This is a genomic window from Mesorhizobium sp. M1217, from assembly GCF_040318275.1.
Classification (GTDB): domain Bacteria; phylum Pseudomonadota; class Alphaproteobacteria; order Rhizobiales; family Rhizobiaceae; genus Mesorhizobium.
In genome coordinates this window covers 49,780-63,249 of record NZ_JAMYMA010000027.1, presented here as the reverse complement: position 1 = coordinate 63,249, position 13,470 = coordinate 49,780, and the positions used below count along the sequence as shown (strand labels likewise).

The following is a 13,470-nucleotide window of genomic DNA, read 5'->3' as shown; positions in this document are numbered from 1 at the left end:
ACGATCAGGTCGCCAAGCCGGTGCGTGGCGTTGGGCGCGCGTGGATCAGGCACCGCGCCAAAGTAGCTCTCAAGGCAGGAAATGGCAGTCGCTCCTTCGCTCACCTGCCTCTCCAAAGAATCCTTTCTCAGCCTAAACTCAACCCCAAAATCGCCATATGCGATTCCCCTGCCCTCAAGGGGGAGATTGGCAGCTTCGCCGACATCGCTCTTCTTTGGAGATTGGCGAAAGCCGAAGCGACGTCCAATCTCCCCCCTTGAGGGGGAGATGTCCGGCAGGACAGAGGGGGTGTGAACGATCGCTGCGTAGCAGCTTTCACAGCTCCTTTCGTCGATCCGGCAACGCCATCTCCAGGGCCGCCACTCCGCTGACAACGGCCGCTCGCTGTTCCGTGCTCAGCCTCGCAAGCAATTCCAGCTCGAACGCTTTAGCCAGCGGCACCATCTCGCGATAGGCGACAAGGCCAGCTCGGGTCAGCGTCAGATGCTCGACCCGCCTGTCTTTTCCATCCGGTGTGCGAGTGAGCCAGCGGCGCCGTTCGAGCTCGGCGACGGCTCGCGAAACCTTGGTCTTGTGCATGGCCGACTGCTCGCCGAGTTCCGTCGCGGTCATGGTGCCGTGCTGGCCGAGCCCGGCCAGCGTGCGCCATTCGGGTCGGGTCAGGCCGTGACGGTCCTTGTATATCCTGGAGAATTCCCGGCTGACGGCATCGGCGAGACGGTAGAGCCGGTAGGGCAGGAAGCTTTCGAGTTCCAGGACGTCCATGATTTTGTATCCCGGCAGACGCCGTGGTTGATAGTTACATTTTCAATGGTTACAGATCAAACCAGTTTGGTCAATGCTTGAGTGCCGCAGCCATCGGAGGCGAGGAGCGCGCTCTGTCAGTATCCAGGGAGGATGCCATGGCCTATTCCTACATGCCGGGTTTCGGCAACGACTTCGAGACCGAGACTTTGCCGGGCTCGCTGCCGCAAGGACGCAACTCGCCGCAGCGGCCGGCCTACGGCCTCTACGCCGAGCAGCTTTCGGGCTCTCCTTTCACTGCGCCGCGCGGCACCAATGAGCGCTCCTGGCTTTATCGGATAAGGCCGAGCGTCAGGCATACCGGTCGCTTCAAAGCGGCGAATTATCCGCTGTGGAAAAGCGCGCCGAACGTCGGCGACCACCAGCTCGCTCTCGGCCAGTATCGCTGGAGCCCCGTGCCGATGCCGAAAGAGCCGACAGACTTCATCGCCGGCATGCGCTCGATCACCACCGCCGGCGACGTGATCGGCCAGACCGGCATGGCGGCACATGCCTATGTCGCCAACCGTTCGATGGCCGACGACCATTTCTTCAACGCCGACGGCGAGTTGCTGGTCGTGCCCCAGGTTGGAGCCTTGCGCTTGATCACCGAGATGGGCGTCATCGAACTCACGCCAGGCGAGATCGCCGTGCTGCCGCGTGGCCTGGTGTTCAAGGTCGAACTGGTGGATCCGCAAGTGCGTGGCTATGTCTGCGAGAATTACGGCGCCAAGCTGACGCTGCCGGATCGCGGCCCGATTGGCGCCAACTGCCTGGCCAATCCGCGCGATTTCAAGACGCCCTGTGCCTGGTTCGAGGACAAGGAAACACCGTGCCGGCTGATCGCGAAATGGTGTGGCCAGTTCCATGTCACCGAGATCGATCATTCGCCGCTGGATGTGGTGGCGTGGCACGGCAATTATTCGCCCTACAAATATGATCTTGCGACCTTTTCGCCGGTCGGCGCGATCTTGTTCGATCATCCTGACCCATCGATCTTCACCGTGCTGACCGCGCCGAGCGGCGAGGAAGGCACCGCCAATATCGATTTCGTCATCTTCCCGCCGCGCTGGCTTGTGGCGGAAAACACTTTCCGGCCGCCCTGGTATCACCGCAACATCATGAGCGAGTTCATGGGCCTGATCCATGGTCAGTACGATGCCAAGGAAGAGGGCTTCGTGCCCGGCGGCATCAGCCTGCACAACATGATGCTGGCTCACGGACCAGATGCGTCTGGCTTCGAAAAAGCCTCGCGCGCGGAGCTGAAACCGGTCAAGCTCGACAACACCATGGCCTTCATGTTCGAGACACGCTTTCCGCAGATGGTGACCCGCTATGGCGCCGAGCTCGAAACCCGGCAGGACAATTACATCGACTGCTGGGCCGATCTGAAGAAACGCTTCAACGGCACGCCAGAGGGCGACTGGTCTTGAGCGCCGTCGCATGACGGATCGTCTGGTGCTTCTCGGCTCGAAGGGCGGCCCGGCGCTCAGGCCGGGCGGGCCGTGGCCGAGTTCGTCACTGCTGGAGATTGGCCGTCGCAGCATCGTCGTCGATTGCGGGCTGGGCGTAACGCGCGGGCTGACCGATGCCGGCGTCAGCCTGAAGGCGCTCGACCTGATCTTCATCACGCATTTGCACTCCGACCATGTGCTGGAACTCGGACCGTTGATCCACACCGCATGGACGGCCGGCCTGGGGACAAAGGTCACCGTATTCGGCCCGCCCGGCATCGGCTACTACTGGCAGCGCTTTTGCCAGGCGATGGAGTTCGACATCGAGATCCGCATCGCCGACGAAGGGCGGCCGGATCTCCGCGACCTGGTCTCGATTGTCGAGTTTGGTGAAGGGCAGGTGGCGGAAGAGCGCGGTCTCAAAATATCGGCCTTGCGTGTCGACCACCCGCCGGTGACGGACTGCTTTGCGCTGCGCTTCGAGCAAGCCGGGCAAAGCATCGTCTTCTCGTCCGATACGGCGTTCTTTCCGCCATTGGCGGATTTCGCCGAGGGCGCCGATGTCCTGGTCCACGAGGCCATGCTGGAAGAGGGTATCGAGCGGCTGGTCGCGAAGACGGGCAACGGCGCAAGGCTGAGGGAACACCTGCTTGCCAGCCACAGTTTTGCCGAGGAAGCCGGCCGCATCGCCAGTGATGCAGGCGTCAAAAGACTGGTCCTCAACCACCTCATTCCGGCCGACGATCCGGAAATTGGCGAAGCCGACTGGATTGCCGCCGTCAGGAAAACATGGGCCGGCGACTTGACGATCGCCCGCGACGGCCTTGTTGTGGAATTAAGCAGCGCCAAAGCTGCGCCAAGAGAGGAAACCGCATGAAGCTTGCCACATTGAAGGACGGGACGCGCGACGGAAAGCTCGTCGTCGTCTCGCGCGACCTGACGCGGTTTACCGACGCTTCGTTCCTGGTTCGGACGCTGCAGGCCGCGCTCGACGACTGGCATCGGATCGCGCCGCATCTCGCTGCCATGGCCGAATCGCTGGAGAATAATGCGGTGCCGTCGGCCCGCTTTCACGAGCACGACGCTCATTCGCCGCTGCCGCGCGCCTACCAATGGGCCGACGGCTCGGCCTATGTGAACCATGTCGAGCTGGTGCGGAAGGCGCGCGGCGCCGAGATGCCGGCAAGCTTCTGGACCGATCCGCTGATCTACCAGGGCGGCTCGGACGCCTTCCTCGCACCGCGCGACCCAATCCGCATGATCGACGAGACCCTTGGCATCGACCTGGAAGGCGAGGTCGCCGTCATTGTCGACGACGTGCCGATGGGCGCTGGCCTCGACGAGGCGCGGGCAGCGATCCGGCTGGTCATGCTGGTCAACGACGTGACGCTGCGCGGCCTGACCGGACCCGAGCTTGCCAAGGGGTTCGGCTTCTTCCAGTCGAAACCGTCATCAGCCTTTTCGCCGGTTGCGGTGACGCCGGACGAACTGGGCGATGCCTGGGACGGCGGCAAGGTCAGCCTGCCGCTGCTGGTCGATCTCAACGGCAAACCGTTCGGCCGGGCGAACGCCGGCATCGACATGACCTTCGACTTTCCGGCGCTGATTGCCCATGCCGCAAAAACGCGGCCGCTGGCCGCCGGCACCATCGTCGGTTCGGGCACCGTCTCCAACAAGCTCGATGGCGGGCCGGGCAAGCCTGTCTCGGCGGGCGGCGCCAGCTATTCCTGTATCGCCGAGTTGCGTATGATCGAGACCATCGAAGCCGGCGAACCGAAGACGCCGTTTCTGCGCTTTGGCGATACCGTGCGCATCGAGATGAAGGACAGGGGCGGGCATTCGATCTTCGGCGCCATCGAGCAGAAGGTCGAGAAATACGAGGGGGCAAGAGAATGACAGGCGAGACATTCTATCTCCTGTGCGGTGTCTGGGCCCTTGTCATGCTGGCGATCTTCATCCAGGCGATCCGGCTGAGCTATCGCATCGAGGCGCGCTCGCCCGGCCTGACCAACCGCAGCGGCTTTCCGCGCAAGGCGATGATGTTTCACACCGTCACCAACACGAACGTCGCGCGTGACCAGGAAACGCAAGGCATGCGGCGGCGCATGATCGGGCTGCTGCTGATTGTTCTCGCTGGATTCCTGCTAATGGGGGCAGGCTTGTCGTTGGTCCGGTCAGCTGAGTGAAGTCATGGACCTGCTGAACCATTTCCGCCGCATGGCGCGCAACAATCTCTGGTCGAACGACCGGCTTTATGGCGCCGTACTGCAGCTTAAGCCTGGTGAATTCGAAGCCGAGCGAACCAGCTTCTTCCCGTCGATCAAGGCAACGCTGAACCACATTCTGGCGGTCGATCACCTCTATCTCGATTTTCTCGAAGAGGGCGGCGTCGGCGCCGCGGCCTATGATGAGTTCTTGCGCTTCGACGAAGCGGACGCGCTCTTTGGCAAGCGGGCGGAGGCCGACCGGCGGCTGATCGCTTTTTGCGACCGCCTGTCGGCGGACGATCTCGAACGCCGCGTCGTCACTGATCGGCGCGAGGACGGCATGATACCGGAGCGGATCGGCGATTTGCTCGCCCATCTCTTCATCCACGACATCCATCATCGCGGCCAGGTGCACGCGATGCTGTCTGGCACCTCGGTGAAACCGCCACAACTCGACGAGTTCTTCCTCGATTACGATGTTAAGTTGAGGAAAGCCGAAGTCGAGCGGCTGGGACTGCGAGACCAACTGCTTGGCTAATTATGCCAAAGCCACATCGTAACTGGCGAAATGCGGGTCGGATGTAAGGATGGTGAGATTCTCCATTTGCGCCTGCGCAATCAGAAGTCTGTCGAACGGATCACCATGGTGGTGGGGTAGGCTGCCGACGGCGTTTGCGTGCTGGAAGGTTACGGCGAGCGGCTGAAATTGCATCCTTGGAAGCAGCGTTGGCAGGTCGTCCGGCGCATCGAGTTTTCTGATCGAGCGTTTGATGGCAATTTCCCAGACGCTAGCCGCGCTCGCGAACACCACCGCTTCCGAAGCCAGAATAGCGCGGTGGTGCTCGCTGAGACGTCGATCGTCCGAAATCGACCAGAGGATGATGTGTGTGTCGGCGAGAAACGGGCCGACCGTCATTTCACGTACTCATCCCACTCGGGGCCGAGTTCATCAAAATCGTCCGCAATCCAGATCTTGCCCTTCAATGCGCCGATACGCGGCAGGGATTCGGCCACTGCCGGAGGTACGATACGCGCCGCCACCTTGCCGTGGCGTGTGAGCACGATCTCCTCGCCGGCTTCCGCACGGCTGACGAGTTCCGACAATTTGGCCTTGGCTTCGGCAATGGAAACATTCATGACTCGATCCTTTATGACCAGAATTTAGGTCATAACTGATCAAACCACAAGGCACCTCGGCCGAACTGGCTACGCTGCCTTGCCGTCCACCTTCAGCACGCCGCGCTTGATCTGGTCCTGCTCGATGGATTCGAACAGAGCGCGGAAATTGCCCTCGCCAAAACCTTCGTCGCCCTTCCTCTGGATGAACTCGAAGAAGATCGGCCCGATCACAGTCTTTGAAAAAATCTGCAGCAGGATCTTGGTCGTGCCGCCGTCGACGACGCCTTCGCCGTCGATCAGGATGCCGTGCCTTTTCATGCGCTCGATCGGCTCTTCATGGCCGTTCACGCGGGCATAAGACATGTCGTAATAGGTCTCGGGCGGGCCCGGCATGAACTTCAGGCCGTTGGCGGCCAGCCTGTCGGTGGCGCCGTAAATGTCGTCGGTGCCGACGGCGATGTGCTGGATGCCCTCGCCATTGTACTTCTTCAGATATTCGGCGATCTGGCTGGTCTCGTCCTTGGACTCGTTGAGCGGGATGCGGATCTTGCCGCAAGGCGAGGTGATGGCGCGGCTGACCAGGCCGGTGATCTTGCCGTCGATGTCGAAGAAATGGATCTGCTTGAAGCCGAACAGGTCGCGGTAGAAATCCCACCATTTGTCCATCTGGCCGCGATAGACATTGTGGGTCAGGTGGTCGAGATAATAGAAGCCGACGCCTTCCGGCCTGGGATCGCGCTCGCCCAGCCAGTCGAACTCGGCGTCGTAAGCCGAGCCCTTCTCGCCATAGGTTTCGATGAAATAGAGCAGCGATCCGCCGATACCGACGATTGCCGGCACGTCGAGCGACTTGCCGGCGCCTTCATAGGGCGTCGCGCCCTTGGCAACGGCATGATCGAACGCATGCTTGGCATCGACCACACGCCAAGCCATCGAGGCGGCGCAAGGGCCGTGCTTGTCGACGAATTTCATTGCATGCGAGCCGGGCTCGGCATTGACGACATAATTGATGTCGCCCTGCCGCCAGACGGTGATGTCCTTGCTGCGGTGCTTGGCCACGGGCACGTAGCCCATGCGGGTGAAAAGCTCGGCGAGCTTTTCCGGCTCGGCATGCGCGAATTCGACGAATTCGAAGCCGTCGGTGCCGGCGGGATTGGTTTTGCTGATCTTGGCGGGCGGTGCGTCGTGCGGGAAGGGACCCATGGCATTGCTCCGAAATCTGGCCCGAAATCTGGCATTGGCCGCGTCGGCCATATCTGAGCGCAATCATAGCGCGGAGCGAGTGCAAATTGCTTGCATTCAAACGCTTGAAATGGTCTTATCATGCGCGAGTTGTGCACTGCGGAGCGGATATTCATGGATGACGCGCGCATCGACCAGTTTGACCGCAAGATAATGGCTCTGCTGCAGGGCGATGCACGGCTGACCAACAACGATTTGTCGGAACGGGTGAACCTGTCCGCGTCGCAATGCTCGCGCCGTCGCCAGCGGCTGGAGGAAGACGGTTATATCAAGGGCTACCGGGCGGTGCTCGACCGCGACAAGCTCGGCTTTTCCCTGGTCAACGTCATTTCGGTGACGCTCGCCACCCACAACCGCGACAATGCGCGGCGTTTCGGCGAACTAGTGGCGCGGCTGCCGCAAGTGCAGGAAGCGCACGCGCTGACCGGCGAGATGGATTATATATTGAAAGTGGTGACGCCGGACCTGAAGTCGCTGTCGGAATTCGTCAACAGCGTGCTTCTCCCGCACGAATCGGTGCAGCATGTGAAGACGGCGATCGTGCTGGAGACGTTGAAGGAGACCGGCGCGCTGCCGATCTGAGGGCGCGAACGTTCACCCCTTCGACTGCTGGATCAGCCCATAGAGATTGGTGCAGCGGGCGCCGGACCGGCAATAGGCGAACACCGGGCCTTCGAGTTCGTCGAGCGCCTCAGCCTGGTCCTCGACATTCTCGGCCGTGATCTGGCCGCTGATGACGGGGATGTAGCGGAAGGCGAGCCCGGCGCCCTCGACCGCCGCCTTGACGGTGTCGGCCGATGGCTGGCCGGGCTGCTCGTCGTCCGGCCGGTTGCAGATCACGCTCTTGAAGCCGGCGGCCTTGATGGTCGCGACATCCTCGGGCTGGATCTGGCCCGAGACCGAATAGTCCTCGCTGATCTGACGGTATTCCATGGCTGGGGTCCTCGCAATCTGGTTAGCGGCAGTCTTGCCACTCCCTGACCCGGTCGGCAATCCGCGCGAAAAGAAATCCATCCGCGCAGATAGAGATTTCGATGCCGGAAATCCAGCCGGGCTAACGCCGCATGTCGCCAGGACGCATCATGCGCCAGCCCGGCTGGATGAACCGGATCGGTCGGCTCAGCTGCCGAGGATCGCGCCTTTGATCTGGGCGATGTTGTTGTGCATCAGGTCGATATAGGTCGAGGCCGGGCCGTCGGGCTGTGAGAGCGCATCGGAATAGAGCGTGCCGCCCACCTTGATGCCGGTCTCGCTGGCGATCTGCTCGATCAGCCGCGGATTGGTGATGTTCTCGACGAAGATCGCCGCCGCCTTGTCCTGTTTCACCTGGCTGACCAGCTTGGCGACGTCGGCGGCGGAGGGCTCCGACTCGGTCGACACGCCTTCCGGGGCCAGGAACGTCAAGCCGTAGGCCTGCTCGAAATAGCCGAAGGCATCATGCGAGGTGATGACGACGCGCTTCTCTTGCGGGATCGACTGGATCGCTGCCTGTACCTCGCCCTCGAGCGCATCGAGCTTTTGCGTATAGGCGGCTGCATTGGCCTTGTAGCTGTCGCAACCCGCAGCGTCGGCCGTGCAGAAGGCGTCGGCGATGTTCTTCACATAGATCTTGGCATTGGCGATCGACTGGAAGGCGTGCGGATCGGTTGCCGTCTCACCATCGGCGTGGGCGTCGGCCTCGGCGAATTCGGGCTTGAAATTGATCGGCGTGACGCCCTTGGTCAGCACGGCGACGGTCGCCTTGGTTGCGCTGGCGTCGACCAGGCGCTGCAGAAAACCTTCGAAATGCAGGCCGTTGACCAGCACGATGTCGGCCTTGGCCATCGCCACCGCATCGGCTGGGCTCGGCTCGTAGACATGCGCATCCCCGTTCGGCCCGACGATGGTGGTCAGATCGATCCGGTCGCCGCCGACATTCTTGGCGAAGTCTCCGATGATGGTGAAACTGGCGACCACTTTCAACGGCTCCGCGAAAGCCGAAGATGCGCCAAAGGCGGTTAATGTTATAACGCTCACGGCCAAAGCGGCGCGGATCGATTTCAGCATGGACAAGTCTCCTTCGTTGGGATCAGGCAGTTCTGTGGCGGTGATGGATGATGCGGGCGCGCAGGATGCCGCGCGTCCCGAACAGGATCGAGGCGAAATAGACGACGCCGGCGGACAGGATGATGGCCGGGCCGGAGGGCAGCGACGCATGATAGGACAACAGCAGCCCGGCAATGCAAGAGGCAAAGCCGATCACTGTCGCCAGCACGCACATCGGCTCGACGCGCGAGGTCCAGAAGCGGGCCGCCGCTGCCGGCAGCATCATCAGCCCGACCGACAGCAAGGTGCCGAGCGCCTGGAAGCCGCCGACGAGGTTGAGCACGACGAGGCCGAGAAAGATGAAATGCACCGGGCTGCCCAGCCGGCTGACCGAGCGCAGGAACAATGGGTCGAGGCATTCGGCGACCAGCGCCCGCCAGAAGATGGCGAGGCTGGCCAGCGTCACCACAACGATGCCGCCGATCAGCGTCAGCGCCTCGTTGTTGAGCGCCAGCACGGTGCCGAACAGCACATGCATAAGATCGACGCTGGAGCCGCGGATCGACACCATCAGCACGCCGATGGCCAGTGAAATCAGATAGAAGGCCGCCATCGAGGCGTCCTCGCGCTGGATGGTGAAGCGCGAGACGGCACCGGCGCCGAGCGCCACGATGATGCCGGCGATCAACCCGCCGACGGTCATCGGCAGGATCTCCAGCCCATAGAACAGGAAGCCGGCGGCAGCACCGGGCAGGATGGCATGGGCCATGGCGTCGCCGGACAGGCTCATGCGCCGCAGCATCAGGAACACGCCGACCGGGCAGGCGCCGAGCGACAGCATCAGCGAGCCGGCGAGCGCCCGCTGCATGAAGGCGTAGTCGGCGAAAGGAGCTACGAAAAGACCGTAAAGCACGTCCATCATGCCGCCCTCGGCCCGGAGCCGTGATGATGGTCGTGGTCATGGCTGTGCTCGTGGCCACTGTGCTCGTGGTCATGCTCGCCAGGCTCACACCATGGCGCGTTGTCCTCCCAGGCTTCGTGGAAGCGGCGCGCGCGCAACAAATTCTCCGGCCGCAGCGTCTCTCTGGTCTCGCCCCAGGCGACCGGCTGGCGCGCCAGGAGCAGTGTTTCGGGGAAATTCTGCCGCACTAGGTCGAGATCGTGGACGACCACCATGATCGTACGCTCCTCGCCATGCCAGCGCTTGATCAGTGCGATCAGGTCGCCGACGGTCTTCGTGTCGACGGCATTGAACGGCTCATCGAGCAGGATGAGCTCGGCATCCTGCAACAGCACGCGGGCAAACAGCGTGCGCTGCAGCTGGCCGCCCGACAACGTGTCGATCGGCCGCTTCTCGAAACCGCCGAGGCCGACGGCCATCAGCGCCTTGCTGACCGAGTCGCGATCTTCCCTGGTATAGCGGCCGAGCATGCCACGCCGCGGCCACAGGCCAAGCGAAACCAGGTCGACGACCCGGGCCGGAAAGGAGCGGTCGAGCTCGGACTGCTGCGGCAGGTAGGCGGCGCGCACGCCGGGCGCCCGGATCACCGCGCCGGCCATCGGCTTCAGGACGCCAACGATGCCCTTCATCAGCGTCGACTTGCCGGAGCCGTTGGCGCCGACGACCGCCGTCAAGGACCCCTTGCGGATCGTACCATTGAGGTGGTGGATCGCAGGATGGCTGTTATAGCCCAGCGTCAGGTCGCGGAAGGTCAGGCAGGTTTGGCTCATGTGACGATCCATGGGGCGACGATCGGTGCTGCAGGGGCGGATTCGATATGTGATGTTATTACATTAGTCAACAAGCCAATCGGGCGGAATTGCGGCCGGGCCGTCATGTTGTCCGCTTTGGCTTGGCTCAAGAGGTTCCGCTCGAGCGGCCTTGCTCGAAGCCAGCAGCGATCCTAAACAGGCGCAGCCGACAAGAGAAAGCCGGACAAGAGAAGGAATATCCAATGAGCATTCGTCGCATCGATGTGGGCCCGCGCATGAGCCAGATCGTCATCCACGGCAACACCGTCTATCTGGCCGGTCAGGTCGGCAAGCCGGGTGGAAACGTCGGCGCCCAGACAAAAGACATTCTGGCGGCGATCGACGAATTGCTGGCCAAGGCCGGCACCGACAAGACCAAGATCCTGCAGGCGATCATCTGGCTGGCCGACATGAGCACCTTTGCCGAGATGAACGCCGAGTGGGACAAATGGGTACCGCAGGGCAACACGCCGGCCCGCGCCACCGGCGAGGCCAAGCTTGCCGGACCGGAATATCTGGTCGAGATCATTGTCACCGCGGCGATTTGAGCAGCTCCGTAGGTTCCCCCTCATCCGGCCGCTTCGCGGCCACCTTCTCCCCGAGGGAGAAGAGACTGCGCTGGCACCAGCGATCTCCTCTCCCCTCGGGGAGAGGTCGGATTGCCCCGAATGCTCTTCGCAATTCGGTCGGCAATCCGGGTGAGGGGGTCTGACCCTCAGTTGAAATGCTCACCCCTGCGATGGCGTGAACCGCGCCACCAGCGTGTGGCTCTCGGCCGCGTAGGTGAACCGGACATGGGTGACGGGGTGCTCGGCGCTGCATGTTCGCCGCTCGATCACCAGGCACGGCGCGCCGGTCGCGATGTCGAGAGCCGCCGCGATATGCTTGTCGGCTGCAACCGCGCGGATGCGATGCTCGGCCGCACTCCATGGCACACGGCCGATCAGCCACGGACCGGGCGCCGTGTCGAAAAACGCCTCTTCGGCGGCCTCCGGCACGGCAGCCAGGTTGATCAGCCGCTGCTCGTGGGCGAACGGCCGGTTGCCGGCAAAATGCCGGCATTCCAGCGCCAGCACCGGCCCGGCGACGTCGAGTTCCAGCAGGGCGCGATCGTCGGCACTGCTGCGCCTTCTGCTTCCCGCCACGCGCTCGTAGCGGTAGGGCAGGCCAAGTGCCTCGACCTCGATTCGGATGTCGTGGATTTCGAGAACGGCCGCCTGCGATTGCGGCCGGCGGACAAAACTGCCGGAGCGACGCCGGCGCTCGATCAGCCCGGCCTTGGCCAATTGCGACAGCGCCTTGTTCACCGTCATGCGCGAACATCTGTATTCTTCCGTCAGTTCATGCTCGAACGGAATGCGGTGGCCGGGCGCCCAGGCGCCGGACAGGATCCGTTCGCTAATGTCCGACAGGATGCGCTGGTGTAGCGAAAGGGCCTCGCCGCCGTCCGCGCTTCCAGAATCCGCGCTTATCGCCTCGATCATGCTCATGCCGAAAGCGCCGTCATCACCTTGCGGAAGCGCTCGGCAATGGCATCGCGTCTTGCATGCCTGCCGTCGCTGACCAGTTTCCTGCCATGCACCCAGACGCAATCGATCTTGGTGCCGTTGGCAAAAATCCAGGCGTCGAGGATCGCATCACCTGCCTTGCCCGCCAACGATGGATGCTTGCCGTCGAGCGAGACGAGATCGGCCGAGGCACCGGCAGTGATCCGCGAGGCGCCGGCGCCCAACGCGGAACTGCCACCCTCGAGCGCCGCATCGAACAACGCGCGACCGGTCGATCCGCCGGCCACCGCCAGCACGTTGCGGGCGCGGTGGGCGAGGCGCTGCGAATATTCGAGCTGGCGCAACTCGTCCGGCAGGCCGATCAGCAAGTTGGAATCCGAGCCGATGCCGAAGCGGCCGCCATGCTGCATAAAAAGGGGCGCGGCAAAGGTGCCGTCGCCGAGATTGGCCTCGGTGATCGGGCAGAGGCCGGCAACGGTGCCGCTTTTCGCCATCTGGATCGTCTCGGCTTCGCTCATGTGGGTAGCATGGATCAGGCACCAGCGCTGGTCGACCTTGGCATTGGCAAGCAGCCATTCGACCGGCCGCGCCCCGGACCAGGCAAGGCAGTCCTCGACCTCCTTCATCTGCTCGGCGATGTGGATGTGGATCGGCCCCTCCGGCGCCATCGCCGTGATGTTTTCCAGTTCCTCGGGTGTCACGGCACGCAGGCTGTGTGGGGCCACGCCGACGACAGCCTGAGTCAACGCGCGAAGGGATTCGCGGCTTTTCTCAACAAGCCGCGAGAACTGGTTCACATCGTTGATGAATCGCCGCTGGCCTTCATTTGGCGCAGCGCCGCCGAAAGAGGAATGCGCGTAGAACACCGGCAGCAAAGTCAGCCCGATGCCTGTCTCGGACGCTGCAGCAATGATACGCTCCGCCATCTCGGCGATGTTGGCATAGGGCCGGCCGTCGCGGTCGTGGTGGAGATAGTGAAACTCGCCGACGCGCGAGAACCCGGCCTCCAGCATCTCGACATAGAGCTGCGCTGCGACCGCCTCGACCTGGTCCGGCGTCATCGACAGCGCAAAGCGGTACATCACCTCGCGCCAGCTCCAGAAACTGTCGGCGGAAGGGCCGCGCAATTCGGCAAGGCCGGCCATGCCGCGCTGGAAGGCATGGCTGTGCAGGTTCGGCATGCCGGACAAAAGGACAGAATGGCGCTCGTCGCCAGGCAGAGGCGAGGTATTCGCCTCGGCCGTTGCGATCTTGCCGTCGGAGATTACGATCCGCACATCGCTGCGCCAGCCGTCGGGCAGAAGTGCCTGTTCCGCAAAAATCGCCGTCACGTCTTTCTCCAAATCCCGGTTGGCCATGTGATGATAGCGCTTGCAGTGC

17 protein-coding genes are annotated in these 13,470 nt (G+C 62.8%); 7 read left to right on the top strand and 10 right to left on the bottom strand.

Annotated elements, in window-relative coordinates:
* Positions 1-315: 315 nt before the first annotated feature.
* Positions 316-765: a MarR family winged helix-turn-helix transcriptional regulator gene (locus NKH37_RS31250; RefSeq protein ID WP_023717189.1), complete on the bottom strand. Its 450-nt coding sequence runs from the start codon at positions 763-765 to the stop codon at positions 316-318.
* Between the two features lie 137 nt (positions 766-902).
* On the opposite strand from NKH37_RS31250, the gene hmgA reads away from it, so the two are divergent.
* From hmgA to NKH37_RS31225, 5 genes are read left to right on the top strand one after another with little or no spacing between them, the layout of a single operon-like run.
* Positions 903-2,216 (top strand): homogentisate 1,2-dioxygenase, encoded by a 1,314-nt coding sequence (gene hmgA / locus NKH37_RS31245; protein WP_353042222.1) that lies wholly within the window; start codon positions 903-905, stop codon positions 2,214-2,216.
* Between the two features lie 10 nt (positions 2,217-2,226).
* Entirely contained in the window at positions 2,227-3,114 is an 888-nt protein-coding gene (locus tag NKH37_RS31240) for an MBL fold metallo-hydrolase (protein WP_352495264.1), read from the top strand.
* The gene (locus NKH37_RS31235; protein ID WP_353005561.1) at positions 3,111-4,133 is read left to right on the top strand and encodes a fumarylacetoacetate hydrolase family protein; all 1,023 of its coding nucleotides are present in this window, start codon (positions 3,111-3,113) and stop codon (positions 4,131-4,133) included. The genes NKH37_RS31240 and NKH37_RS31235 overlap by 4 nt, the downstream gene beginning before the upstream one ends.
* Positions 4,130-4,423, top strand: a complete 294-nt coding sequence (locus NKH37_RS31230) for a hypothetical protein (RefSeq protein ID WP_352640016.1) — start codon at positions 4,130-4,132, stop codon at positions 4,421-4,423. Before NKH37_RS31235 ends, NKH37_RS31230 begins: the two co-directional genes overlap by 4 nt.
* Positions 4,424-4,427: 4 nt before the next feature.
* Positions 4,428-4,982 (top strand): DinB family protein, encoded by a 555-nt coding sequence (locus tag NKH37_RS31225; RefSeq protein ID WP_023717193.1) that lies wholly within the window; start codon positions 4,428-4,430, stop codon positions 4,980-4,982.
* Here NKH37_RS31225 and NKH37_RS31220 read toward each other — a convergent pair whose 3' ends face one another.
* The 3 genes from NKH37_RS31220 to hppD all read right to left on the bottom strand — a co-directional run bounded on the left by NKH37_RS31220 (position 4,983) and on the right by hppD (position 6,766).
* Complete coding sequence (locus NKH37_RS31220) at positions 4,983-5,360, bottom strand: type II toxin-antitoxin system VapC family toxin (RefSeq protein WP_023717194.1); 378 nt, start codon at positions 5,358-5,360, stop codon at positions 4,983-4,985.
* Entirely contained in the window at positions 5,357-5,581 is a 225-nt protein-coding gene (locus NKH37_RS31215; protein ID WP_023717195.1) for a type II toxin-antitoxin system Phd/YefM family antitoxin, read from the bottom strand. Before NKH37_RS31215 ends, NKH37_RS31220 begins: the two co-directional genes overlap by 4 nt.
* A 69-nt stretch (positions 5,582-5,650) precedes the next feature.
* A complete protein-coding gene (hppD, locus tag NKH37_RS31210) occupies positions 5,651-6,766 on the bottom strand; it encodes a 4-hydroxyphenylpyruvate dioxygenase (RefSeq protein WP_353005560.1) in 1,116 nt (371 codons plus the stop codon).
* A gap of 153 nt (positions 6,767-6,919) precedes the next feature.
* Between hppD and NKH37_RS31205 the strand changes: the two genes are divergently transcribed.
* Complete coding sequence (locus NKH37_RS31205; protein ID WP_352816030.1) at positions 6,920-7,387, top strand: Lrp/AsnC family transcriptional regulator; 468 nt, start codon at positions 6,920-6,922, stop codon at positions 7,385-7,387.
* Between the two features lie 12 nt (positions 7,388-7,399).
* On the opposite strand, the gene NKH37_RS31200 is transcribed toward NKH37_RS31205, so the two are convergent.
* The 4 genes from NKH37_RS31200 to aztA form a co-directional block, all read right to left on the bottom strand.
* On the bottom strand, positions 7,400-7,738 hold the full coding sequence (locus NKH37_RS31200) for a protein tyrosine phosphatase family protein (RefSeq protein ID WP_023674411.1): 339 nt from the start codon (positions 7,736-7,738) through the stop codon (positions 7,400-7,402).
* Between the two features lie 186 nt (positions 7,739-7,924).
* Complete coding sequence (gene aztC / locus NKH37_RS31195; RefSeq protein WP_023717198.1) at positions 7,925-8,851, bottom strand: zinc ABC transporter substrate-binding protein AztC; 927 nt, start codon at positions 8,849-8,851, stop codon at positions 7,925-7,927.
* Between the two features lie 22 nt (positions 8,852-8,873).
* Positions 8,874-9,749: a zinc ABC transporter permease AztB gene (gene aztB, locus NKH37_RS31190; protein ID WP_353005566.1), complete on the bottom strand. Its 876-nt coding sequence runs from the start codon at positions 9,747-9,749 to the stop codon at positions 8,874-8,876.
* Entirely contained in the window at positions 9,749-10,561 is an 813-nt protein-coding gene (gene aztA / locus NKH37_RS31185) for a zinc ABC transporter ATP-binding protein AztA (protein WP_353005559.1), read from the bottom strand. Before aztA ends, aztB begins: the two co-directional genes overlap by 1 nt.
* 224 nt (positions 10,562-10,785) lie before the next feature.
* On the opposite strand from aztA, the gene NKH37_RS31180 reads away from it, so the two are divergent.
* Complete coding sequence (locus NKH37_RS31180) at positions 10,786-11,130, top strand: RidA family protein (RefSeq protein WP_352481272.1); 345 nt, start codon at positions 10,786-10,788, stop codon at positions 11,128-11,130.
* 180 nt (positions 11,131-11,310) lie between these two features.
* Here NKH37_RS31180 and hutC read toward each other — a convergent pair whose 3' ends face one another.
* Together hutC and NKH37_RS31170 are read right to left on the bottom strand one after the other, a co-directional pair.
* Entirely contained in the window at positions 11,311-12,072 is a 762-nt protein-coding gene (gene hutC / locus NKH37_RS31175) for a histidine utilization transcriptional repressor HutC (RefSeq protein ID WP_353005557.1), read from the bottom strand.
* A complete protein-coding gene (locus tag NKH37_RS31170; RefSeq protein WP_353005556.1) occupies positions 12,069-13,421 on the bottom strand; it encodes a formimidoylglutamate deiminase in 1,353 nt (450 codons plus the stop codon). The genes hutC and NKH37_RS31170 overlap by 4 nt, the downstream gene beginning before the upstream one ends.
* Between the last annotated feature and the right edge of the window lie 49 nt (positions 13,422-13,470).

Excerpts from the sequence above, each read along its gene's own strand:
- NKH37_RS31250 (WP_023717189.1), bottom strand. The coding sequence starts at position 765 with ATGGACGTCCTGGAACTCGAAAGCTTCCTGCCCTACCGGCTCTACCGT.
- hmgA (WP_353042222.1), top strand. The coding sequence starts at position 903 with ATGGCCTATTCCTACATGCCGGGTTTCGGCAACGACTTCGAGACCGAG.
- NKH37_RS31240 (WP_352495264.1), top strand. The coding sequence starts at position 2,227 with ATGACGGATCGTCTGGTGCTTCTCGGCTCGAAGGGCGGCCCGGCGCTC.
- NKH37_RS31235 (WP_353005561.1), top strand. The coding sequence starts at position 3,111 with ATGAAGCTTGCCACATTGAAGGACGGGACGCGCGACGGAAAGCTCGTC.
- NKH37_RS31230 (WP_352640016.1), top strand. The coding sequence starts at position 4,130 with ATGACAGGCGAGACATTCTATCTCCTGTGCGGTGTCTGGGCCCTTGTC.
- NKH37_RS31225 (WP_023717193.1), top strand. The coding sequence starts at position 4,428 with ATGGACCTGCTGAACCATTTCCGCCGCATGGCGCGCAACAATCTCTGG.
- NKH37_RS31220 (WP_023717194.1), bottom strand. The coding sequence starts at position 5,360 with ATGACGGTCGGCCCGTTTCTCGCCGACACACACATCATCCTCTGGTCG.
- NKH37_RS31215 (WP_023717195.1), bottom strand. The coding sequence starts at position 5,581 with ATGAATGTTTCCATTGCCGAAGCCAAGGCCAAATTGTCGGAACTCGTC.
- hppD (WP_353005560.1), bottom strand. The coding sequence starts at position 6,766 with ATGGGTCCCTTCCCGCACGACGCACCGCCCGCCAAGATCAGCAAAACC.
- NKH37_RS31205 (WP_352816030.1), top strand. The coding sequence starts at position 6,920 with ATGGATGACGCGCGCATCGACCAGTTTGACCGCAAGATAATGGCTCTG.
- NKH37_RS31200 (WP_023674411.1), bottom strand. The coding sequence starts at position 7,738 with ATGGAATACCGTCAGATCAGCGAGGACTATTCGGTCTCGGGCCAGATC.
- aztC (WP_023717198.1), bottom strand. The coding sequence starts at position 8,851 with ATGCTGAAATCGATCCGCGCCGCTTTGGCCGTGAGCGTTATAACATTA.
- aztB (WP_353005566.1), bottom strand. The coding sequence starts at position 9,749 with ATGGACGTGCTTTACGGTCTTTTCGTAGCTCCTTTCGCCGACTACGCC.
- aztA (WP_353005559.1), bottom strand. The coding sequence starts at position 10,561 with ATGAGCCAAACCTGCCTGACCTTCCGCGACCTGACGCTGGGCTATAAC.
- NKH37_RS31180 (WP_352481272.1), top strand. The coding sequence starts at position 10,786 with ATGAGCATTCGTCGCATCGATGTGGGCCCGCGCATGAGCCAGATCGTC.
- hutC (WP_353005557.1), bottom strand. The coding sequence starts at position 12,072 with ATGAGCATGATCGAGGCGATAAGCGCGGATTCTGGAAGCGCGGACGGC.